Genomic DNA, 22,027 nt, shown 5'->3' with positions numbered 1-22,027 from the left:
TTGCGCCGTCTACAAAAGTTGCCTACTAGACACAGTCTACTCAAATTACGCAAGGCAAAGCGAAGCAAGGCTGCGCGTGCGAGAAATCCAGGCTGCGGGATTCACGGCTGCAGCTGGGTTTGTCGCGGGCCGCGGTGGGCGAGCGGCTTGGCGTGACCGGTGCCGCGATCGGCCACTATGAAGCGGGCATCTGGAAGCCGTCTCCTGATCGGGCGGTGCAGCTGACAAAATTGCTTGGCATGCAGTCCGGCGATGTCGCCGCCTCTGAGCGCGGATCAGCCGGAAAGATCGTCGCTCGTTCTCGATCGATGCATGTGACAAGGGGAGCAAGTCGCGTGCGTGACGCCGTGGTGCGGCGCCAAGACGAAGCCTTAGTTCTCGTGGCACTCAGGGCCATGCCTGCTGCGAAGCACCGGGTGGTGGTGAAGCTGATCCTGGCTTACGGCAGCACGGGATTGCGCGCGGCGGTGAGCCGCCAGGATTAGTCCTGCCTGCTGTATTGCTTGCGTTGGCGATATCCGGAGCTGCGCATTCAGGCATATGCGGTTCATCGTGGTGCGTAGACGCATAGCAGGTCGACCAGACTTCCCAGCGGTCGCGGCTCCCGTGGGACGACAACAATCTGCTGATTGAAGGTGCAGATCTTCCGGATCAGTGGCGCCGCCGCATCGGCAGGAAGACTCGTGACCGTGGCAATGTCGCCGCTCTTGCACCCGGACCGCTGCAGATCGCCCGCAATCGCTTCGGGCGTATTGATCCTGGGCGAGACGGCGCAGGCGCCGAAAGCTGGACCGGTTGCTGCCGTCGAGAGTGCCAGGATGGTCAGCAGGCCAAGGACGCGGCGTATTGCCATACCATGGTCGATCCAGGTTTTCCGAAGAAGCACGTTGCGGTGGTGCCACGATTCGCTATACAATGAGCCGCAACTGCGCATCGGTGTCTGCTGCCTCCTTGTTCAGGGTGGAGAGCGTAACACCCAGCAGCCGGATCCCTGGGACCGGAAATAGCGGCTCAAGCAGCGCGAGGCTGAGCTGCTCCAGTTCGCCACGGCTGGAGACGGGGGCGGTTCCGGTCCTGCTCCGCGTGACCTGGCTGAAATCGGCATACTTGACCTTGAGCGTCACCGTCCGGCCGCGGATGCCGGCACCCTCGCAATACCTCCACACCTTGTCGATGATAGGCTGCAGCGCCGCGTGGGCGGCGTCCAGGGCGACCAGGTCAGTGGCGAAGGTGTTCTCGGCGCCGACCGACTTGCGGATCCGGTCTGGCCGGACCGGGCGCTCATCCACGCCGCGGGCGATCCAGTAGAAGTAGGCGCCAGCCTTTCCGAAATGCTGCTGCAGGAACGCCAAGCTTTGCGCCCGCAGGTCGAGACCGTTGTGGATCCCGAGCTGGTTCATCCGGGCCGAGGTGGCCGGACCGACGCCATGGGATTTGCCGACCGGAAGTGCCTCGACGAAGGCCGGCCCCATTCTTGGGGTGATGACGAACAGACCGTCAGGCTTGCGGTGGTCGGAGGCCAGCTTGGCCAGGAACTTGTTGTAGGAGATCCCAGCCGAGGCGGTCAGCGCCGTCTCGGCCTTGATGCTGGCCCGGATGCGCTGGGCGATCTCGGTCGCGGAAGCGATGCCCTGCCGGTTCTCGGTGACATCGAGGTAGGCCTCGTCGAGCGAGAGCGGCTCGATCAGAGGCGTGTGCTCGGCGAAGATCGCCCGGATCTGCAGCGACACCGCCTTGTAGACCTCGAAGCGCGGCGGCACGAAGACCAGCTCGGGACATTTTCGTCGGGCGGTGACCGAGGGCATGGCCGAGTGAACGCCGAACTTCCTTGCCTCGTAGCTCGCGGCGGCGACGACACCCGCTCGCGCGAGCCGCCGACCGCGACCGGCCTGCCGCGCAGTTCGGGATGGTCTCGCTGCTCGACCGAGGCATAGAACGCGTCCATGTCGATATGGATGATCTTTCGCGGCCGCACGGGCGCCGCCCCGGCACCCTGACCTTCCAGGGCGCTGGCGATCGGTGGCTGTTTGGGGTCTGCGTCGGACAAGGCTCCACCCTCCGGGCGCGGCGGGAGCCACGTCCTGCTGCTCACCACGGACCACGATGACCAGTGAGGCGTCCAGCAGCGGCCGTTGTAAAGCGAGGGCTTCCTCCTCCGGCGCGCTCATCCAGAGGTCGATCTCCTCCGGCGTGGTCAGGATGACCGGCATGGTTCTGTGGTGGATGGCGCCGACATCGCGGTTCGGGTCGGCGGTGAGGAAGGCATAGAGGTCGTTGGTCGTCTCGCCCTCCTCGACCTTCCGCACCGAGGTCCAGCGCGTCCAGATGCCGGCGAAGCAGGCCAGCGGCCGGCTCTTGTCGAAGGCGAACCAGACCGGCGGGCGCGTGCCGTCGGGCAGGACCTCGTGCGCTGAGAAGCTGGTGGAGGGTACGATGCAGCGGTGCTCGACGTCGAGCCAGCGCCGCCGGTGCGGCGACTTGACGTTGCAGAGATTGGTGACGCCCGGGTCGGACTTCTTGCCCTTCAGTGCGAGGGCCGGCGAGGGCATGCCCGAGCGGGCCATGGCCGCTTCGGTGAGTGCCAGCGTCATGGCGAGGTGGGGGCGCTGGTGTCGAACCCCTCGGCCGCGGCGAGCGTCTCAGCCCCATCTCGTGGCCCGGGCCCCAGCTGCCCTTGGCCAGCCGGGCCGTGACATCGTCAGAGAGGCCCATCGCCCTGCCGACCTCGCGGACGGCGCTGCGGGTGCGGGTGCGGTGGCGGATGACGGTGGCGCAGATCGCCGCCTGACCAGCCCCCATCGGGTGGTCCAGGTAAGATTTTTGTGGTCGACTGCCGCGGCTGCTCCTGAGCTGACCTGCAACCTGGCCATCGGGACCGTCTCCGGGGCGGGTGGTCGGTAGCCCAGCGACGAGTGCGGCCGCACCCAGTTGTTGTGCTGCCGCCATTCCCCGATCAGCACCTGGGCTTCCCGGAGCGTGTGGAGCGCCTCGCCGTTCAGCAGCCCGTCGCGCAGCTTGCCGCTGAAGGATGCGACGGAGCCATTCTCCCACGGGTTCGCCTTCTCGATCCATGCCGTCCTCGCGCCAATGCCGGCGATCAAGGCCTTCACCGCCTCGGCGATGAACTCCGGGCCCTGGTCCGAGCGGATGGGCGCGGGCGTCCCACGGGCCAGGAACAGCTCAGCCAGCACGTCGATCAGGTCCGCTGCGCTGAGCTTGCGCGCGACCCAGATCGCCAGTGCCCCGCGCGTGAACGCGTCGACTACGCAGAGCATCCGGAACTTGCGGCCGTCCCGGGTGCGGCCCTCGACGCAGTCGTAGGCCAAGACCTGGTTCGGCCGCTCAGGCCGCAGCCGGATGCAGGAGCCGTGCGCCAGCCAAAGCCTGCCACGTCTTGGCTGCCACTGCGGCACCTTCAGTCCCTGGCGCCGCCAGATCCGCTCTACTCGCTTGTGGTTCACAGACCGGCCCGCGTCCCGCGAGCATCGCCGTGATCCGCCGGTCGCCGTATCGGCCGTAGCGCTTCGCCAGCTCGACGATGCCCGCCGTCAAGCTCGGCTTCGTCATCCGCCGCGCAGGGCTTGCCATTTTCCCGACGCGGCTTCCTGCGGGATGACCTTCTCCAGTGTCAGGTCCGAGACCGCCTTCCGCAGCCGGGCGTTCTCCTGCTTCAGCCGCTTCACCTGGTCGACCTTCAGGCCGCCGCCCGCTGAACGCCAGCATCCGCTGCCTCGCTCACGGCACGACTCCACGCATCGGGGAACGCCCTGTCCAATGCCCTGGCGAGGTGTTCTGCTTCCCGGAAGTGACGGGTGCGGAGGCTGATCGCCACCTCGCTGCATATTCGGCCTGGGAGCCGCCGCCGATAGTAGAACACACCTCGCTTTCTTGCGATATGTGACCCGTGTGGGAGCATGACAAACATGGTGGGCCTCGCGTGAGCGGGCCAGACCGGGAAAGAATACTGGGATCAGGGAGTAGCTGGTGGGATGGCTGGGGGACCTGGATCTGAACCAAGACTGCCCGAGTCAGAGTCGGGAGTTCTACCGTTAAACTATCCCCCAGCAGGGACCCCACCGGCCTCTTCGGCGGCAGGGCGGGCTCACTACCACTTCGTCCGAGGGCCCGCAACCACCCCCCGTCGAAAGCGCTTGCCCCCCACCCCACATTACAGGACGATGTATGAAGTGGCGGCGTCATGGGTGGCGCAACCCGACGCGGTGCTGAAAAGGGAGACGGGCCAGCCAGCCCTGCGTGATGCCAGACGATACCGCAACATTGAGGCTGCCAGAGCCGCATGCTGAGCCGCATGGATCCGCCGCCGAGCGGCATCCCGGCTATGCGGCGCCTGCCTACGCGGCCCGCTGCGGGACCCCGTCCAGTGCCTATGCGGCGCTCGACCTAGGCACCAACAACTGCCGGCTGCTGGTCGGCGCCCCGGCCCATGCCGGCTTCCGCGTGGTCGACAGTTTCAGCCGCATCGTCCGGCTGGGGGAAGGCTTGGCCGCCACCGGCCGGCTGTCTGAAACCGCCATGGATCGCGCCGTCGCCGCGCTTGCCGCCTGCGCGGAAAAGCTGGCCCGCCGCCCGGTCCGGCACCTGCAGGCCGTGGCGACCGAGGCCTGCCGCCGTGCCACCAATGGCGCCGCCTTCCTCGCCCGGGTCGAGGCCGAGACCGGCCTGCGTCCCCGCATCATCTCGGCGCGGGAGGAGGCGGAACTGGCGATGGAATCCTGCTCCCCGCTGCTCGAGGAGCAGGACCGCCGGGCGCTGCTGTTCGACATCGGTGGCGGCAGCACCGAGATCGCCTGGATCCGGTCCCCGCCGGGGCGGCGCAGGCGGCTGGCCAGCACGGCTATGGCCCTTGTCAGGTGCCAGCCGAGCTCATCGGCTATGTCTCCATGCCGCTCGGCGTGGTGACGCTGGCGGAACGCGCCGGCGCCTCCTGCTTCACCGAGGAAGGCTTCCACGCGGTGGTGGACGAGGTGGCCGAGCATCTCCGCCGCTTCGATCGGGTGCATTGCATCGGTCAGGAGATCCGCGCCGGCGGCGTCCGGCTGATCGGCACCAGCGGCACCGTGACGACGCTGGCCGGGGTGGCCCTCGCCTTGCCGCGCTACCGCCGGCCGCTGGTCGATGGCCGCGTGCTGGATATCGAGGTCGCCGACCAGGCGCTGGGCGACCTCTTCGCGCTCGGCCGGGCCGGGCTGGCGGCGCATCCCTGCGTCGGACCCGAACGGGTCGATTTCGTCCTGCCCGGCTGCGCCGTCTATGCCGCCATCCGCAAGGTCTGGCCGGTGCCCACCCTGACGGTGGCCGATCGCGGCCTGCGGGAGGGCATGCTGCTGCGGATGATCCGCGCCGACCGCATTGCGCAGCGCGACGGCCGGGCCTACCTCGCCCGGCGACACGGCCCCTAAGCCCCGCCCGGGGCCGCGGCCGCAACCCATGCCGCCCGCCGTCCAAGGGCGCAGACCCACGGCGCGGACGAGGACCCGGACCATCCATGAAGGGACCACCCACCGGCGGGCGCAACGTCACCACGCGCCTGAAGACCGCCAAGGGGCGCAGCACCGCCAGCCAGAAGTGGCTTGAGCGGCAACTGAACGATCCCTATGTCCGCGCCGCCCAGGCGGCCGGCTACCGCTCGCGCGCCGCCTTCAAGCTGGTCGAGATCGACGACAAGCTGCGCCTGCTGAAGCCGCGCGGCCGGGTGGTCGATCTCGGCGCCGCGCCGGGCGGCTGGACCCAGGTGGCGCTGCAGCGGATCGGCGAGGCGGGGAAGGTGGTCGCCCTCGACCTGCTGGCGATGGACCCGATCCCCGGCGCGACCGTGCTGCAGGGCGACTTCCAGGATCCCGCGGCGGAGCAGGCGGTGCTGGCGGCGCTGGACGGCCAGGCCGACTTGGTGCTCTCCGACATGGCGCCCAACACCACCGGCCACAATGCCACCGACCACCTGCGCATCATCGCCCTGGCCGAGCTCGCGCTCGACTTCGCGCTGAAGGTGTCTCGCCCGGCGGCGCCTTCGTCGCCAAGGTCTTCCAGGGCGGGACGGAGAAGCAGCTGCTTGACCAGCTCAAGCAGCGCTTCGCCGTGGTGCGGCACGTCAAGCCGCCGGCCAGCCGCAAGGACAGCGCCGAGCTCTACGTGGTCGCCACCGGCTTCCGCCCGTCGCCGCCAGTGGCCGGCACATAGCCGCACCGCGCCGAGACCGCTTGCCGCGACCGCGCCCAAGGGTCTAAGGGGACGCGCCAAGGCAGCGGATCAGCCGCCCCGTCCCTGGCGCGATCCCCGCCCCAAGGGAGGGGGCGTCGCGCAGGTCGCGCCCGAGTGCGAAAGGTCCCCCATGGCCCCCGATTCCCCCCGGATGCCACCGCTCCCCAGGGCGGCCCGCAAGGCCGCATCCGCAGCAGCCTGATCGAGGAGGCCTATGCCTTCGACGACGTGCTGCTGGTGCCGGCCTATTCGGCCGTGCTGCCCAACCAGACCGACACGCGGACCCGGCTGACCCGCGAGATCGCCCTCAACATCCCGCTCGTCGCCGCGGCGATGGACACGGTGACCGAGGCGCCGATGGCGATCGCCATGGCCCAGGCGGGGGCATCGGCGTCATCCACAAGAACATGACGCCCGAGGAACAGGCCGCCCAGGTCCGCCGGGTCAAGAAATTCGAATCCGGCATGGTGGTGAACCCGGTCACCATCCATCCCGACCAGACCCTGGCGGATGTCCGCGCCATCCAGGACCAGCACCGCATCAGCGGCATCCCGGTGGTCGAGCGCGGCAAGCCGGGCGAGCCGGGCGGCCGCCTCGTCGGCATCATCACCAACCGCGACGTCCGCTTCGCCAGCGATCCCGGCACCCGGGTCTATGAGCTGATGACGCGGGACAACCTGGTGACCGCCACCGCCGACATCACCCCGGACCAGGCGCGGCACCTGCTGCACCGCCACCGGATCGAGAAGCTGGTGGTGGTGGACGAGGCCTTCCGCTGCATCGGCCTGATCACCGTCAAGGACATGGACAAGGCGCAGGCCCATCCAGATCCGGTGAAGGACGCGCTCGGCCGGCTGCGGGTCGCCGCCGCGACCGGCGTCGGCGAGGACGGCTTCCGCCGGGTCGAGGCGCTGATCGGCGCCGAGGTCGACGTCGTCGTGGTCGATACCGCGCATGGCCATTCCGGCGGCGTGCTGGCGGCGATCGAGCGTATCAAGCGGATGTCGAACGCGGTGCAGGTCGTCGCCGGCAACGTCGCGACCCCCGAAGGCGTCGAGGCGCTGATCGCCGCCGGCGCCGATGCGGTGAAGATCGGCATCGGCCCGGGCAGCATCTGCACCACCCGGATCGTCGCCGGGGTCGGCGTGCCGCAGCTGACCGCGGTGCTGGAGAGCGCCGCCGCGGCCCGCGCCCAGGGCGTGCCGGCCATCGCCGATGGCGGCATCCGCACCTCGGGCGACATCGCCAAGGCGATCGCCGCCGGCGCCGACTGCGTGATGATGGGCAGCCTGTTCGCCGGCACGGACGAGGCGCCGGGCGAGGTCTTCCTCTACCAGGGCCGCTCCTACAAATCCTATCGCGGCATGGGCTCGCTCGGCGCCATGGCCCGCGGCAGCGCCGACCGCTACTTCCAGCAGGAAGTGCAGGACACGCTGAAATCCGTCCCCGAGGGGATCGAGGGACGGGTCGGCTACAAGGGCCCGGTCGGCGCCGTGGTGCACCAGCTGGTCGGCGGCGTGCGCGCCGCCATGGGCTATACCGGCAACGCCACCGTCCCCGAGATGCAGCAGAACTGCCGCTTCCGCCGCATCACCGGCGCCGGCTTGCGCGAGAGCCACGTCCACGACGTGGCGATCACCCGGGAAGCGCCGAACTACCGGCTGGAGGGCTGAGGCCCCCGCACGGCCGGGCGCGCGGCCGGGTCCGCGATCAGTCGCGGACCAGCGCCTCCAGCTCGGCCAGCTTGGCCAGCAGCTCGGCCTTGCGGACCGGCTTGGCCAGGTAGTTGTCGAAGCCCGCCTTACGGTAATAAGCCTCGGCCCCGGTCATCGCATCGGCCGTCAGCGCCAGCACCGGCACCCGGCCGAGCCGCCCGGGCAGCGCGCGGATCTGCCGCGTCGCCTCGATCCCGTCCATCTCCGGCATCTGCACGTCCATCAGGATCAGGTCGATCCCCCCGCCGAGGCCTGGGCCACCGCCTCCACCCCGTTGGCCGCGAGGCGGACCCGGTAGCCGGCCTTCTTCAGCAGGCCGGTGACCACCAGCTGGTTCACCGGGATGTCCTCGGCCACCAGCACGGTCAGGCTGCCGGGCGCCTCCTCCGGAGCGGGCAGGGCCGGGGCGGCGGCCGGGGCGACCGGCTCGGCCCGGGTCAGGCGGGCCAGGCAGGCCAGCAGGTCGCCGCGGCGGACCGGCTTCTCGAGCGCCGCATCCACCAGCCCCTCCAGGCTGCGCCGCGATTCCGGCAGCCCGGCCGAGGTGACCAGCACCAGCTTCATCGCCTCCGCCCCCGGCATGGCGCGCAGCCGCCCCGCCAGCGTCAGGCCGGACATGCCCGGCATCATCTGGTCGAGCAGCACCACGTCGAACAACGGGCCCTCGGCGATCGACCGCTCCACCGCCGCCATCGCCGCCAGGGCATCCGCCGCCTCCTCCACCTGGAAACCGAGTGCGGCGAGCTGGCGGGTGAAGACCTCCCGGTTCAGCGGAATGTCGTCAACCACCAGGATGCGGAGCGCCCGGCGCCAGGCATAGGGCAGGGCAGGGGCCGGGGCGACCGGCGCCCGGGCCGGCAGCAGCCGCACGGCGAACCAGAAGCGGGAGCCCCGGCCGGTGGCGCTTTCCAGGCCGATCTGCCCGCCCATCAGCTGGACCAGCTGCTTGCTGATGGCGAGGCCGAGGCCGGTGCCGCCGTATTGCCGGGTGATCGAGCTGTCGGCCTGGCTGGATTTGTCGAACAGCCTGGCCTGCACCTCGGGCGCGATGCCGATGCCGGTGTCGCGCACCTCGAACCGCACCGCGCCGGCCTCCGGCGTGCCCGCGGCCTCCGGCACCGCCTGCAGCGCGACCGAGCCGGTGGCGGTGAACTTCACCGCGTTGCTCAGCAGGTTCAGCAGCACCTGGCGCAGCCGGGTCGGGTCGCCACGCATGTGCACCGGCAGGGCAGGATCGACGAAGACCGAGACGTCGATCTGCTTCTCGGCGGCCTGCGGGGCCAGCAGGGCGGCGCAGTCCTCGACCAGCGCGACCAGGTCGAAATCCACCTCCTCCAGCTCGACCCGCCCGGCCTCCAGCTTCGAGATGTCGAGGATGTCGTTGATCACGGTCAGCAGCGCATCGGCGGAATCCCGTGTCAGCATCGCATACTTGCGCTGCTCCTCGGTCAGCACGGTCTCCAGCAGCAGGGCGTTCATGCCCATGATGCCGTTCATCGGCGTGCGGATCTCGTGGCTCATATTGGCCAGGAAGTCGGTCTTGGCGCGGCTCGCCGCCTCCACCTCGCGCATCGCCACGCGGAGCCCCGCATTGGCCTGCTCGGCAACCCGCCAGGCGGCGGAGACCTCGGCCAGCATCGTCTCCCGTCGCGCCAGCATGCGGGCGAGCAGGATGCTGAGCCCGAGCAGCAGCAGGGCGGCCGGGACGACGATGGCGACCGTCCAGCGGGCGGCGCGGGTCCAGTCGCCGAGCACGGTCGCATCGGTGATGGTGACGTTGGCGACCAGCGGGTAGTCGTCCAGCCGGCGCGGCGAGACGAGGCGCAGCCCGGACTGGCCGCCGACCAGCCGCTCGCCGTCGGTCAGCCGCACGCCGGCCATCACGCCGGGCTTCAGCACGTCGCGGAACACCGCCTGGTTGGCGAAGGAGCGGCCGAGCGCGCCGTCGGGCAGCGGCTCCCGCGCCAGCAGGATGCCATCGGCACGGAACAGCGAGATGGCATAGTCCGGCCCGGCGGCGATGGCCTTGTAGAACTGCATGAAGAAGTCGCTGCGGATGCCGGTGATCACCACGCCGATCGGCGCGCCCTCGGCGTTGCGGAGCTGGCGGGCGAGGTAGAAGACCGTGCTGCCGGTGCCGCGGTTGGGCACCGGGGCGGAGAGGGTGACGCCCTCGAAGCCCGGCTGGATCGCCGCCTGGAAGTAGTCCCGGTCGGCCAGGTTGATCGGCGGCGCCGGCCAGCTGCGGGTGAAATTCACGATGTCGCCGTTCGGGGCGATGATGCTGGCGACGTCGATCTGCGGCGCGCCGTTCACCGCGCTCCGCATCAGCTCCCAGGAATCCGTGGCTGCCGAGCCGGGCGCGGAGCTGTTCGGGGGGTGTCGAGCCGGGCCTCGTCCACCTCCCGCTGGATCGAGCGGAGGACGAGGTCGGCGCCGCGGATGGTCTGGTTGGCGTGCTCGGCGAGGATGGTGGTGAAGCCGGCGGCGCGGATTTTCCAGTCCTCGATCGCCGCCTCCCGGGCGCGCCAGAGCGCGACGGCGCCGCCGCAGAGGATCAGCAGGCTGAGCAGGATCCCGCCGGCGAGCAGGCCACGGCTGCGGACCGGCCAGCGGATGCGGTGCGGCGGGGCGGCAGGGGGCGGGCCGGGCTGCGGCTGGGCGGCGGGATGCGGCAAGGTAGGGTTACACACCATCGGGGGAAACTCACCCTCAGGTATAGGCGACAATCCTGCCGCTTCGTAACCGACGATTTACAAAGTGACCCGGGTTCTGAGCGCGGGCAGTGGCCGGCCGCTTCGGCTTGCCTGCCGGCGGCGACTTGTGATAGGATTATAGTCTTTGGCTCTTTGGCAGCCGAATCCCTCCCGCCTCCTCCCGCCGGCGGGGCGTGGCGCCCTTCGGCCCGGCTGGCGCTTTGTCCGAAACCGGCGCGGCCGCAGCCTGCCTCAGGCGCTCAAACCCTGAATTCCTCAAATCACCTGGGCTGCAGGGCAGGCCATCCGCCGGTTTCCCGCCTTCCGGCCGGACGCCGCCTCAAACAATTTGAAGGAATTTCAGGCTTGAGGCCGCCCAATTCCGAAATCCCCGCCAGGGACCTCCGGGCCCCGGCGGGGATGCGGCCTGCTCAGGGCTGCATGTGGCTGCCGCCGGAGACCGTCATGTTCTCCCCGGTGATGTAGACCGCGCCGTTCGAGAGCAGGAAGCAGATCAGCGGCGCGACTTCGGATGGCTGCGCGTAGCGGCCCATCGGGATGCGCGACATGGTCGCTTCGGCGAATTTGTCGGACCGGATCACCTCGGTCATCGGCGTCACCACCGTGCCGAAGCCGACCGAGTTGCAGCGGATGCCATAGCGCGCCCATTCCCGCGCCCCGGTCATGGTCATGCCGAACAGCCCGGCCTTGGCCGCCGAGTAGTTCACCTGGCCGATCGAGCCCCGCTTGCCGGCGGTGGACGAGATGTTGACGATCGCTCCGGTGGTGCCGGTCGGCTGCGGCAGGTCGGCCTTGGCGCGGTCGATCATGTGCCGCCCGACCGCCTGCATCATCAGGTAGCAGCCGGTCAGGTTGACATCGATCACCGCCTGCCACTGCTGCATGGTCATCTTGGCGAACATCGCCGGGCGGGTGATGCCGGCATTGTTGACCAGCCCGTGCACCGCGCCGAAGCGCTTGACCGCCTGCTCGACGCAGGACTCGCCGAAGCCTTCCTCGGCGACGTTGCCGAGCACGGGCAGGGTGCGGTCCTGGTCCATCTCGGCGGCGGTGGCCTTCAGCGTCTCAGGGTTGCGCTCGACCATCACCGCATTGCCGCCGAGGCCGACGACGAGGTCCGAGATCGCCCGGCCGATGCCCTGGCCGGCGCCGGTGACGACGATGGTGCGGCCCGTCAGGGCCATCGGGTTCTGCATGGTTTCCTCCGCTTCTTCTGGCCGGCGCAGTCTGCCCAAGCCGCGGCGGAAGGGGCCAGCCACCGGGCATGCCGCCTTTCCGCCGCGGATGCGCTACAGGGTGCCGATCACCGGAGGACCCCGATGCCGCAGCCGAAAGCCGCGATCTTCGACGCCTATGGCACGCTGCTCGATGTCCATGCCGCGGTCGGCCGCCATGCCGCCCGGCTGGGGGCGTGTGCCGGGGCCGTCTCCGCGCTCTGGCGGGCCAAGCAGAGATCGAATGGAGCTGGATCCTCTCCGCCACCGGCGCCTACGAGCCCTTCTGGACGCTGACCGGGAAGGCGCTCGACCACGCGCTGGCGGTGCATGGCGTGGCCGACCCGGCGCTGCGGGCCGATCTGCTGGCCGCCTACCGCGAGCTGGACGCCTATCCGGAGGCAGCGCCGATGCTGTCGCGCCTGCGCGCCCGGGGCATACCGACCGCCATCCTGTCGAACGGCTCGCCCGAGATGCTGGCCGCCTCGGTCGCCGCTGGCGGGCTCGGGCCGCTGCTGGACGACGTGCTGTCGGTGCATCCGCTGCGCTGCTTCAAGCCGGATGCGCGGGTCTATGCGCTCGCCACCGCCCGTTTCGCCTGCCAGCCGCACGAGGTCGCCTTCGTCTCCTCCAATCCCTGGGACGCCTATGGTGCGCAGCGCTTCGGCTTCCGGGTCTTCTGGGTGAACCGCTCGGGCGGGCCGGCCGAATACTGGCTCGACCAGACCGCCACCATCCTGCCCGACCTCGCCGCCCTGCCGGAGCGCCTCGCATGACCCCCGCCGCCCGCCTGGCCGCCGCGATCGAGCTGCTGGAGGCGCTGGAGGCGCAGCCGCGCCGGCCCGCGGACGCCATCGCCAACGACTTCTTCCGCGCCCGGCGCTTCATCGGTGGCGGCGACCGCCGCGCCATCGCCGACCGCGCCTGGGGCGTGGTCCGGCAGCGGATGCGGCTCGACTGGTGGCTGGCCTGGGCCAAGTGCCGGCCGACCGGCCGGATGCTGGTGGCGGCCGAGCTGCTGCTGGCCGAGGGCCAGCCGGTCGAGGCCGTGCTGCGCGCCTACCCCGGCGGGCAATACGCCGCCGAGCCGCTGAACGTGCTGGAGGAGCGGCTGCTGCGGACCCTGGCCCACCACCGCGAGACGGCGGCCGGCGTCGTCACCGGCCTCGTGCATCCCGACATGCCGGAGGAGGTCCGACTGAACCTGCCTTCCTGGGTGCTGCCCGGCTTCCGCGCCCGCTTCGGCGACCGGCTGGCCGAGGAGGCGGCGGCGATGGAGCAGCCGGCGCCGCTCGACCTCCGCGCCAACCTGCTGAAGACGACGCGGGAGGCGGCGGCGGCCGTGCTCGCCGCCGAGGGGTTCGAGACGGAGCCGACCCGCTGGTCGCCCTGGGGCCTCCGGCTGCCCTCCCGCCGCCCGGTCACCGCGACCAAGGCCTTCAGCGACGGGCTGATCGAGGTGCAGGACGAGGGCAGCCAGCTGATCGCCCTGCTGACCGATGCCCGGCCTGGGCTGCGGGTGGCCGATCTCTGCGCCGGGGCAGGGGGCAAGACCCTGGCGTTGGCGGCGACCATGCGGAACAAGGGCCGCATCACCGCCTGCGACGTCAATGCGCCGCGGCTGGAAGGGGCGGTTCGCCGGCTCCGCCGCGCCGGGGTCGACAATGCCGAGCGGCATCTGTTCGAGCCCGGCGACCGTTGGGCGAAGCGGCGGGCCGGGCAGTTCGACCGGGTCCTCGTCGATGCACCTTGCACGGGTACAGGTACGTGGCGGCGCAACCCTGACGCTCGGCTGCGCACCGGTTCCCAGGATCTCGCCGAGCTCCGCGCCAAACAGGGTGAAATTCTGGATATCGCTGCGGAACTGGTGCGGGCCGGTGGGCGTCTGGTCTACGCTACCTGTTCATTGCTGCCCGAGGAGGATGAGGACCAGGTGTCCGGCTTCCTCGACCGCCACCCCGACTTCGCGCCGCTGCCCCTGGCCGAGGCCTGGGCCGCGGCGGGCATGGAGGGGGATGCGCCGGCCGGGGAAAGTATCTGGTCACCAGCCCGGCGCAGCATGGGACGGACGGCTTCTTCGCCGCCGTATTGCAACGACGGCCCTGACGCAGGGGCCGAGCCTGGGAAGGGAAGCGTGCAGCATGATCTGCATCCGCCGCGCCCGCGCAGCCGACGCCGAAGCCATCGGCGCCGTGCATGTGTCGACCTGGCGCACGGCCTATGCCGGCGTGCTTCCCGACGGCTACCTGGCCGAGCTTTCGCCGCTGCGGCATGCCGCAGGCTATGAGCAGGCGATCACCGACCGCCGGCATGGCCACGCGGTCTTCGTCGCCGTCGCCTCGGGCGCCGATGCGCCGGCGGGCACGGCGGGCGAGGGCAGCACCGTCATCGGCTTCGTCTCCGGCGGCCGGGCCCGGCGGGACTGGCTGGCCCAGGGCGAGGTCGAGACCCTCTACCTGATGGACGACTACCGCGACCGCGGCATCGGCAGGCGGCTGATGCGGGCGATGTCGGCGCACCTGGCGGCGGTGGGCTGCCGGTCGGTCATGCTCTGGGTGCTGCAGGAAAACCCCACCCGCTGGTTCTACCAGCACCTGCACGGCCGCCCGGCGGCGCGGGAGACGATCCGCTTCGCCGGCCAGGCGATGCAGCAGCTTGGCCTTCGTCTGGGACCCGATCGAGACCCTGCTGGCAGCGACCGCACCGGCGCCGGAAGGCTGATGCGACGGGGCAGGGCGCGGGCAATGCTTGCCCGGCTCGCGGCACTGTGCTGGAAGGCCGCATGAACGCCCCCGCCCCCTCCGCCGCCCGGCACGACCGCATCCTCATCCTCGACTTCGGCAGCCAGGTCACCCAGCTGATCGCCCGGCGGCTGCGGGAGACCGGGGTCTATTGCGAGATCTGGCCCTTCACCGCTTCCGGCGACCGGATTCGCGGATTCGCGCCGAAGGGGATCATCCTCTCGGGCGGCCCGGCCAGCGTGACCGAGGGCGCCTCGCCCCGCGCGCCCGACTATGTCTTCGAGAGCGGGCTGCCGGTGCTTGGGATCTGCTACGGGCAGCAGACCCTGGCGACGCAGCTCGGCGGCACGGTGGAGGGCGGCCACCCCGCCGAGTTCGGCCGCGCCCATGTCGACGTCACCGGCGAATGCGCCATCACCCAGGGCATCTGGGCCAAGGGGGCGCGCGAGCAGGTCTGGATGAGCCATGGCGACCGGATCACCCGGCTGCCCCAGGGCTTCCGCGTGGTGGCGAGCAGCGAGGGCGCGCCCTTCGCGCTGATCGCCGACGACAAGCGGCACTACTACGGCACCATGTTCCACCCGGAAGTGGTGCACACGCCGCATGGCGGCGCCCTGCTGAAGAATTTCACCCAGCTCGTCTGCGGCTGCCGCGGCGACTGGACCATGGGCGCCTTCCGCACCGAGGCGATCGCCCGCATCCGCGCCCAGGTCGGCAGCGGGCGCGTCATCTGCGGCCTCTCGGGCGGCGTCGATTCCAGCGTGGCGGCGGTGCTGCTGCACGAGGCGATCGGCGACCAGCTGACCTGCATCTATGTCGACCACGGGCTGATGCGGGCCGGCGAGGTCCGAGCAGGTGGTGAAGACCTTCCGCGACCGCTTCAACATCCGGCTCGTCCACCGCGACGCCTCGGAGCTCTTCCTCGGCCAGCTCTCGGGCGTCACCGACCCCGAGATCAAGCGGAAGACCATCGGCCGGCTCTTCATCGAGGTCTTCGAGGAGGAGCAGCAGAAGCTCGGCGGCGCCGACTTCCTCGCCCAGGGCACGCTCTACCCGGACGTGATCGAGAGCGTCTCGGCGACCGGCGGGCCGAGCGTCACGATCAAGAGCCACCACAATGTCGGCGGCCTGCCCGCCCATATGCGCATGCAGCTGGTGGAGCCGCTGCGCGAGCTGTTCAAGGACGAGGTCCGCGTGCTCGGCCGCGAGCTCGGCATGCCGGAGGAGATCGTCGGCCGGCATCCCTTCCCGGGCCCGGGCCTCGCCATCCGCATCCCCGGCGAGGTGACGCGGGAGAAGGCCGACATCCTGCGCCGCGCGGACACGATCTACCTCGAGGAGATCCGCAACGCCGGCCTGTATGACGCGATCTGGCAGGCCTTCACCGTGCTGCTGCCGGTGCGCACCGTGGGCGTGATGGGCGATGGCCGCACCTATCAGCAAGCCTGCGCACTGCGGGCGGTGACCAGCACGGACGGCATGACGGCCGATGTCTATCCTTTCGACATCGGCTTCCTGACCCGCGTGGCCAACCGCATCGTCAATGAGGTGCGCGGCATCAACCGTGTGACTTACGACATCACCAGCAAGCCGCCGGGGACGATCGAGTGGGAGTGACGGCGATGCCCGTCACCCTCCATGGCATCAAAGCCTGCGACACGATGAAGAAGGCGCGGGCCTGGCTGGAGGCGACCGGCATCGCCTACGCCTTCCACGACTACAAGACCCATGGCATCGATGAGGCCACCCTGCGTCGCTGGCTGGGCCAGGTGGGGTGGGAGGCGCTGCTCAACCGCGCCGGCACCACCTTTCGCAAGCTGCCCGAGGCGGCGCGGGATGGACTGGACGAGGCCAGGGCGATCGAGCTCATGCTGGCCCAGCCCTCGATGATCAAGCGCCCGGTGCTGGAGATGGATGGCGCCGTGCTGGTCGGCTTCAGGCCGGAGCTCTACGCCGCGCGCTTCGGCCGCTGACCCTGCGCGCCACACCCGGCCGGGCCTGAGGCGCGGCAGCAGGCACCGGACGCGCGGGCCGGCGTGGAGGGAACGCGGCAGCCCGGCATCGAGCGGACTGGCGCGGCGTTGGCGACACTCCTCTCCCGCCCAGGGGCGTGCCGGGTGTCCGGGCGCGCGTCGCCGCCGCCTGCCCTACCCTGAGCAGACGTGAGGCATCCAAGCGCGCGGCCTGGTTGAGGCGGGCCGCGCGCGAGGATCCCGGAACGGGCGTGGATGTCAGCCGGTGCGGATCAGACGAAGTCCCACCAGCGCATCTCGGCGGGCCACATCCAGCCGGGCAGGCCCTCGTACTGGCTGTAGTCGTGCGAGGCGCTGGCCTGGGCAACGTCGCCGGTGTCGAGCACGACCTCGGCGCTGCTGCCGAGCGCCGCCCGTCGTCACCTCGGCCTGCACCGCGCCGCCGCCGCCACCGCCGGACGGCGAGTAGGAGATGTCGTAGACGGTGATCGAGGTGCCGCCGCCGCGGTTCATGATCGAGAAGACTTCGTTGATGCCGCCATGGTCGAAGTCGCGGCTGACATTGTCGGAGAAGCCGCCGTAGGACTGGCCGTCGACCAGGAAGGTGACTTTGCCGGGCTGCCAATCGAGCGTGTAGGTGTGCACCTTCGATTCGTCGAGGCCGTTGTAGAAGATCGAGCCATAGACGTCGTTGCCGCCGCCATTGTAGTTGCATCGTGCCGTAGGCCCGGCCGTTGATGAACTCCGCCAGGTCCATCTCCGGCCCCGGCCACTTGTCATTGCCCGGCCATAGCAGCGCGGCGGGGCCGGCGGCGTGGCCGCTCATCGACGCGGTGATGCTGTAGGTGCCGTAGCCATGGCCGGCGGCGGAGACCCCAAGGGTTCTCCATAATTCCGCTATTGCCGCTGATCGTCACCTGGCCGCGCACGCTGGTGTCGATGCCATTGCCCCAGGTGTGGCTGAGGGCGCCGACCCCGTTGTTGAAGCTCTCTGAGAAATAGCTGCTCATTAAACCCGGTCTCCCGCGTTGAGGTCGTGTTCTGGGTGGGGGAGCCCGCGTCGCACCTTGGGCGCGCACTCGGGCCGCGGCCGGGGACCCAACGTCCTCGTACCCCCCTGACTTGCGTCACGCGCCGGCGGAAGCGCCGGCGGCAATGTCGGGTTACCCTGCGTCACACTCGCAGTGCAAGGATTGAAGATAATATACGTTTCGTAGGCAAAAATGTGAAAGCAGCCTGACACCTCGGCTTTTGCATGGTCATTCTCGCTATAAAACTTGTCGGAAATGATCTTGCGCCGCGCGCTAAGCGGCGGCGAAGCTTGGCTTCGGACCATGCGGGTCCACGCGGGGGGAATGAGCGTGATGTATCAGCTGGCCGGGCGCTTCCGGATTGGCGCTGCTCGGAATCGTCGCCGCCACGATGTCCACCGTCGCCCAGCCGGCGCCGGACACCATCGCCGCCATCCGCGCCCGCGGCCAACTGTCCTGCGGGCGTGTCGATCAACGCGGTCGGCTTCGCGCTGCCGGATGCGCGCGGCAATTACGCCGGGCTCGATGTCGATGCCTGCCGGGCCGTCGCCGCCGCGGTGCTCGGCGATGCGGACAAGGTGCGCTTCGTCCCAACCACCACACAGGTACGCTTCACCGCCCTGCAGTCGGGCGAGATCGACCTGCTGGTCCGCAACACGACCTGGTCGATGGGGCGCGAGGTGCGCTCGGCCTCGCCTTCGCCTCGGTGAATTTCTATGATGGCCAGGGCTTCATGGTGAAGCAGTCGCTCGGCGTGAAATCGGCGAAACAGCTGGATGGCGCGACGGTCTGCGTGCAGCCGGGCACGACGACCGAGCTGAACCTCGCGGACTACTTCCGTGCCAACGGGATGCGCATGGACACCGGTGGTGATCGAGCAGCCGGAGGAGATCCGCCAGGCCTTCATCAGCGGCCGCTGCGACGCCTATACCAACGACGCCTCCTCGCTCGCCTCCTTCCGCGCCAGCCAGGGCAAGGAAGGCGAGCAATACCTCCTGCTGCCGGAGATCATCTCGAAGGAACCGTTGGGCGCGGTGGTGCGCAAGGGCGACTGGCGCTGGTTCGACGTGGTGCGCTGGAGCCATTTCGCCATGGTGACGGCCGAGGAGCTGGGCATCACCAGCAAGAACATCGACAGCTTCATGGCCAGCACCAACCCGGACGTGCAGCGGCTGCTCGGCAAGTCCGGCGATTTCGGCCGCGCGATGGGTCTCGACAACGACTGGGCGGTGCGGATCATCCGCCAGGTCGGCAATTTCGAGGAAAGCTGGGAGCGCAACATCACCCCGATGGGCGTGCCGCGCGGCATCAACGCCCTCTGGACCAAGGGCGGACTGCAATATGCGCCGCCGATCCGCTAGACCGGAGTTTGCCTGACCGTACCAGGCCAGCGCCGCTCCGGCCTTGCTGGAGCCGGCGCTTCACGCCCTGAGTGTTTCCACCCAGGGCGATCGCGGGCTAGCGCACACACCTATGGCTTGACGCGGCGGGCCGCCGCACCCGAGGCTTCCCCGGTCAGGCCGGCAAAGACCGGCCGATCGGGAGGTCCCCATGCATCGCTTGTTCGCGGCGGCCATCACGGCTGCCTTGCTCGCCAGCGCACCGGCATCGGCACAGCGCGTGCTCACGATCGGCGCGCAGACGCCGCCCAGCGCGCTCGATCCGCACTACCACAACACGCAGAACAACAACCAGATCGCCCGCATGGTGTTCGAGCCGTTGTTCGAGCTGGACAACAAGGTCCGCTTCCAGCCGCGCCTGGCGCGCAGCATGCGGCCGCTCGACGACCTGACCTGGGAGGTGAAGCTCAACACCGCCGCCCGCTTCCATGACGGCACACCCTTCGCGGCGGAGGATGTCGCCTTCACCTTCGCCCGCGTGCCCACCGTGCCGAACAGCCCGGCGCTCTTCACCTCGGCCGTGCGCAGCATCTCGGCGGTCGAGGTGGTGGACGCGGAGACGATCCTGCTGCGGACGCGCGAGCCGAACCCGATGATGCGCTTCGACATGGCGTCGCCGGTCATCCTCTCGCGGAAGATCCACGGCCCCAATCCGCAGACCGCCGACTTCAACAGCGGCAGGCTGATGATCGGCACCGGCCCCTACCGTCATGTCGACTACCGCCAGGGCGAGCGGCTGAGCTGGCCCGCAACATGGACTGGTATGGCCCGGTCGAGCCCTGGGATCGCGTGGTCTACCGCTTCATCCCGCAGGCGGGGTCCCGCACCGCGGCGCTGCTGGCAGGCGAAGTGGACCTGATCGACTACGTCCCCGTGCAGGACGTGCCGCGGCTGCAGCAGGATCCGCGCTTCGCGGTCTTCCAGATCGACAGCATCACCTTCGTCTACCTGGCACCGGATGCGATGCGGGATCCTCTCCCTTCATGGTGGACAGGCAGGGCAAGCTGCTTCCGGCCAACCCGCTGGCAGACCGGCGGGTGCGGGAGGCGCTGTCCCTCGCCATACCGCGCCAGCAGATCGCCGACCGCCTCTACAGCGGCCTCGCCTCGCCGGCCGACCAGTTCGCCGCTCCGGGAGCGGAGCATCGGCTGGAAGGAAGCGGGCCACTGCCCTTCGATCCGGCGCGCGGCCGGGCGCTGCCTGGCGGAAGCGGGCTACCCCCAGGGATTCCGGATGACCATCCACGGGCCAAACGGATTCTTCCCCTCGGACGACAACCTGCTGCAGGCGATCGCTCAGGGCTTTTCGCGCATCGGCGTCGATGCACAGGTGCAGACCCTGCCGCCGGCGACGCTCTTCACCCGGGCGACCAACCGCGACTTCTCGATGTTCATGACCTATTACAGCAGCTACACCTCGATCATACCGCTGCGGAACGTGGTGATGACGCGCGATGCCGAGCGGGGCCATGGCGCCTTCAACCGGCAGCGCTATTCGAACCCGGCGGTGGATGCGCCGCTGGCCGAGGCGCTGGCGACGATGGACGAGGAGCGGCGGCGCGACCTGACCCAGGCGGCGATGCGCGCGCTGCTCGAGGACAAAGGCGTCATCCCGGTCATCAATCTGAAGAACGCCTGGGCCGGGCGGCGCGACCGGGTGGTCTACGACCCGAGCCCGCCGAACATGACCGAGCCGCGGCTGGCGCGCCCGCCGGGTTGACCCGCGGTGGTGGCGGACGGAGGCTTGCCGGGACCATCCGCCAAGGACCCTCGTATGCCCGACGCCGCCCTGCTCGCCCGCCTCGCTGCCGCGGTGGAGGCGAGATTTCGAGCGAGAGGTCGCCTTCCTCGGCGACCTCGTCCGCTTTCCGAGCACCAGGGGCAACGAAGCGCCGCTGCAGGACTGGATGGCGCGCCAGCTTGCCGCGCGCGGCTATTCGGTGGACCGCCACACCCTGGCCGACGTGCCGCTGGCGCAGCACCAGAAGGCCAGCCCGATGGTCGAAGCCGATCCGGCGAAATCGAGTGCAGGTGGTCGCCACCCACCGCGCCAAGGACCCGACCGGCCGCAGCCTGATCCTGCAGGGCCATATCGACGTGGTACCGGAAGGCCCGGCCGATATGTGGACCTACCCGCCCTACAGCGCGACCATCAGGGATGGCTGGATGCATGGCCGTGGCGCGCATGACATGAAGTCGGGCGTCGCCGCCATGGTCTTCGCCATGGATGCGTTGAAGGCTGCCGGCCTCGAGCCCGCCGCCGATGTCCATGTGCAGACCGTGACGGAGGAGGAGAGCACCGGAAACGGCGCGCTCTCGACCCTGCTGCGCGGCTACCGGGCGGAGGCGGCGCTGGTGCCGGAACCCACCGGCGGCACCATCACCCGGGCGCATACCGGCACGCTCTGGTTCCGCATCGCGGTGCGTGGGGTGCCGGTGCATGTTGCGGTGGCGCAATCCGGCAGCAACGCGATTCTGTCCGCCTACCACCTGATCCAGGCGCTTCAGGAGCATACGAAGCGGATCAACCAGGAGGCCAAGGCGCACCCCTGGTACAAGGACATGGAGAGCCCGCTGAAGTTCAACCCCGGCATCATCCGCGGCGGCGATTGGGCGAGCTCCACCCCGGCCTGGTGCGAAGTGGACTGCCGCATTGGCCTGCTGCCCGGCACCGACGTGGCCGAGGCCCGCGCGGCGGTCGAGCGCTGTGTCGCGGAAGCCGCGAAGGGCGACAATTTCCTCGCCAACAACCCGCCCTCCGTCACCTGGCACGGCTTCCTGGCGGATGGCTACGTGCTGGAGCCGGGCAGCGAGGCCGAGGCGGTGCTGGCGGCGGCCCATACCCAGGTCTTCGGCGAGGCGATGCCCGCCCGGATCACCACCGCGGTCAACGACACGCGCTTCTACGGCCTCTATTTCGGCATTCCCGGCCTTTGCTACGGGCCGAAGGGGGAGGGGCGCATGCCTTCGACGAACGCACCGAGCTGGCGCATCTGAAGAAGACCACCCTGTCGATCG

At 69.9% G+C, this 22,027-nt stretch carries 17 protein-coding genes, 1 tRNA gene and 9 pseudogenes; 15 read left to right on the top strand and 12 right to left on the bottom strand.

The genetic code is table 11. The features are described from left to right. Positions 1-134 precede the first annotated feature (134 nt). Positions 135-485, top strand: coding sequence for a helix-turn-helix domain-containing protein (locus ACQ86J_RS08260; protein ID WP_431270740.1), 351 nt, complete (start codon positions 135-137; stop codon positions 483-485). Positions 486-547: 62 nt separating this feature from the next. Here ACQ86J_RS08260 and ACQ86J_RS08255 read toward each other — a convergent pair whose 3' ends face one another. The 6 genes and pseudogenes from ACQ86J_RS08255 to ACQ86J_RS08230 all read right to left on the bottom strand — a co-directional run bounded on the left by ACQ86J_RS08255 (position 548) and on the right by ACQ86J_RS08230 (position 4,064). Continuing rightward, complete coding sequence (locus ACQ86J_RS08255) at positions 548-934, bottom strand: hypothetical protein (RefSeq protein ID WP_431270739.1); 387 nt, start codon at positions 932-934, stop codon at positions 548-550. Continuing rightward, positions 909-1,945 (bottom strand): annotated as a pseudogene (gene dinB, locus ACQ86J_RS08250) (DNA polymerase IV). Before dinB ends, ACQ86J_RS08255 begins: the two are co-directional and overlap by 26 nt. A gap of 238 nt (positions 1,946-2,183) precedes the next feature. Beyond that, positions 2,184-2,549, bottom strand: a pseudogene (locus ACQ86J_RS08245) (SOS response-associated peptidase family protein); the annotation flags it as partial. Between the two features lie 327 nt (positions 2,550-2,876). Then, positions 2,877-3,719, bottom strand: a pseudogene (locus tag ACQ86J_RS08240) (IS3 family transposase); the annotation flags it as partial. After that, positions 3,695-3,916 carry a DUF6538 domain-containing protein gene (locus tag ACQ86J_RS08235; protein ID WP_431272335.1) on the bottom strand — a complete coding sequence of 74 codons (222 nt, stop codon included), beginning with the start codon at positions 3,914-3,916 and terminating at the stop codon, positions 3,695-3,697. The gene ACQ86J_RS08235 and the pseudogene ACQ86J_RS08240, both read right to left, overlap by 25 nt. Positions 3,917-3,990: 74 nt before the next feature. Then, positions 3,991-4,064 (bottom strand) — tRNA-Gln (locus ACQ86J_RS08230). 214 nt (positions 4,065-4,278) lie between these two features. On the opposite strand from ACQ86J_RS08230, the gene ACQ86J_RS08225 reads away from it, so the two are divergent. The 4 genes and pseudogenes from ACQ86J_RS08225 (at position 4,279) to guaB (ending at position 7,892) form a co-directional block, all read left to right on the top strand. Continuing rightward, on the top strand, positions 4,279-4,920 hold the full coding sequence (locus ACQ86J_RS08225; protein ID WP_431270738.1) for a Ppx/GppA phosphatase family protein: 642 nt from the start codon (positions 4,279-4,281) through the stop codon (positions 4,918-4,920). Then, positions 4,872-5,420, top strand: coding sequence for a Ppx/GppA phosphatase family protein (locus tag ACQ86J_RS08220; RefSeq protein ID WP_431270737.1), 549 nt, complete (start codon positions 4,872-4,874; stop codon positions 5,418-5,420). The genes ACQ86J_RS08225 and ACQ86J_RS08220 overlap by 49 nt, the downstream gene beginning before the upstream one ends. An 86-nt stretch (positions 5,421-5,506) precedes the next feature. Next, positions 5,507-6,198: pseudogene (locus ACQ86J_RS08215) on the top strand (RlmE family RNA methyltransferase). A gap of 207 nt (positions 6,199-6,405) precedes the next feature. Further along, positions 6,406-7,892 (top strand): annotated as a pseudogene (gene guaB, locus ACQ86J_RS08210) (IMP dehydrogenase). 37 nt (positions 7,893-7,929) lie between these two features. On the opposite strand, the gene ACQ86J_RS08205 reads toward guaB, so the two are convergent. The 4 genes from ACQ86J_RS08205 to ACQ86J_RS08190 form a co-directional block, all read right to left on the bottom strand. Further along, positions 7,930-8,157 (bottom strand): response regulator, encoded by a 228-nt coding sequence (locus ACQ86J_RS08205; protein ID WP_431270736.1) that lies wholly within the window; start codon positions 8,155-8,157, stop codon positions 7,930-7,932. 5 nt (positions 8,158-8,162) lie between these two features. Continuing rightward, positions 8,163-10,262 (bottom strand): ATP-binding protein, encoded by a 2,100-nt coding sequence (locus ACQ86J_RS08200; RefSeq protein ID WP_431270735.1) that lies wholly within the window; start codon positions 10,260-10,262, stop codon positions 8,163-8,165. Next, a complete protein-coding gene (locus ACQ86J_RS08195; RefSeq protein ID WP_431270734.1) occupies positions 10,262-10,630 on the bottom strand; it encodes a hypothetical protein in 369 nt (122 codons plus the stop codon). The genes ACQ86J_RS08200 and ACQ86J_RS08195 overlap by 1 nt, the downstream gene beginning before the upstream one ends. 431 nt (positions 10,631-11,061) lie before the next feature. Further along, positions 11,062-11,847, bottom strand: a complete 786-nt coding sequence (locus ACQ86J_RS08190; protein ID WP_431270733.1) for an SDR family NAD(P)-dependent oxidoreductase — start codon at positions 11,845-11,847, stop codon at positions 11,062-11,064. A 215-nt stretch (positions 11,848-12,062) separates the two neighbouring features. Between ACQ86J_RS08190 and ACQ86J_RS08185 the strand changes: the two genes are divergently transcribed. The 5 genes and pseudogenes from ACQ86J_RS08185 to ACQ86J_RS08165 all read left to right on the top strand — a co-directional run bounded on the left by ACQ86J_RS08185 (position 12,063) and on the right by ACQ86J_RS08165 (position 16,579). Beyond that, positions 12,063-12,641, top strand: a complete 579-nt coding sequence (locus ACQ86J_RS08185; RefSeq protein WP_431270732.1) for a haloacid dehalogenase type II — start codon at positions 12,063-12,065, stop codon at positions 12,639-12,641. Next, positions 12,638-13,971: pseudogene (locus ACQ86J_RS08180) on the top strand (RsmB/NOP family class I SAM-dependent RNA methyltransferase). The gene ACQ86J_RS08185 and the pseudogene ACQ86J_RS08180 overlap by 4 nt, the downstream one beginning before the upstream one ends. A gap of 122 nt (positions 13,972-14,093) precedes the next feature. Next, positions 14,094-14,651: a GNAT family N-acetyltransferase gene (locus ACQ86J_RS08175; RefSeq protein WP_431272334.1), complete on the top strand. Its 558-nt coding sequence runs from the start codon at positions 14,094-14,096 to the stop codon at positions 14,649-14,651. Continuing rightward, positions 14,648-16,223 (top strand): annotated as a pseudogene (guaA, locus tag ACQ86J_RS08170) (glutamine-hydrolyzing GMP synthase). Before ACQ86J_RS08175 ends, guaA begins: the two are co-directional and overlap by 4 nt. A gap of 5 nt (positions 16,224-16,228) precedes the next feature. Then, a complete protein-coding gene (locus tag ACQ86J_RS08165; RefSeq protein WP_431270731.1) occupies positions 16,229-16,579 on the top strand; it encodes an ArsC family reductase in 351 nt (116 codons plus the stop codon). Between the two features lie 258 nt (positions 16,580-16,837). Here ACQ86J_RS08165 and ACQ86J_RS08160 read toward each other — a convergent pair whose 3' ends face one another. Then, positions 16,838-17,359, bottom strand: coding sequence for a family 16 glycosylhydrolase (locus tag ACQ86J_RS08160; protein ID WP_431270730.1), 522 nt, complete (start codon positions 17,357-17,359; stop codon positions 16,838-16,840). After that, positions 17,356-17,589 (bottom strand): hypothetical protein, encoded by a 234-nt coding sequence (locus ACQ86J_RS08155; RefSeq protein WP_431270729.1) that lies wholly within the window; start codon positions 17,587-17,589, stop codon positions 17,356-17,358. The genes ACQ86J_RS08160 and ACQ86J_RS08155 overlap by 4 nt, the downstream gene beginning before the upstream one ends. Before the next feature lie 485 nt (positions 17,590-18,074). On the opposite strand from ACQ86J_RS08155, the gene ACQ86J_RS08150 reads away from it, so the two are divergent. The 5 genes and pseudogenes from ACQ86J_RS08150 to ACQ86J_RS08130 all read left to right on the top strand — a co-directional run bounded on the left by ACQ86J_RS08150 (position 18,075) and on the right by ACQ86J_RS08130 (position 22,006). Further along, on the top strand, positions 18,075-18,320 hold the full coding sequence (locus ACQ86J_RS08150; RefSeq protein ID WP_431270728.1) for a transporter substrate-binding domain-containing protein: 246 nt from the start codon (positions 18,075-18,077) through the stop codon (positions 18,318-18,320). Between the two features lie 159 nt (positions 18,321-18,479). Beyond that, positions 18,480-18,971: a hypothetical protein gene (locus ACQ86J_RS08145; RefSeq protein WP_431270727.1), complete on the top strand. Its 492-nt coding sequence runs from the start codon at positions 18,480-18,482 to the stop codon at positions 18,969-18,971. Positions 18,972-19,161: 190 nt separating this feature from the next. Next, positions 19,162-19,925: pseudogene (locus ACQ86J_RS08140) on the top strand (ABC transporter substrate-binding protein); the annotation flags it as partial. 68 nt (positions 19,926-19,993) lie between these two features. Next, a pseudogene (locus ACQ86J_RS08135) lies at positions 19,994-20,149 on the top strand (ABC transporter substrate-binding protein); the annotation flags it as partial. An 885-nt stretch (positions 20,150-21,034) separates the two neighbouring features. Beyond that, positions 21,035-22,006: an ArgE/DapE family deacylase gene (locus ACQ86J_RS08130; protein WP_431272333.1), complete on the top strand. Its 972-nt coding sequence runs from the start codon at positions 21,035-21,037 to the stop codon at positions 22,004-22,006. Positions 22,007-22,027: the final 21 nt, after the last annotated feature.

This window comes from Dankookia sp. P2, assembly GCF_050632255.1.
GTDB lineage: Bacteria > Pseudomonadota > Alphaproteobacteria > Acetobacterales > Acetobacteraceae > Paracraurococcus.
This window is presented reverse-complemented; position numbering and strand designations above follow the sequence as displayed.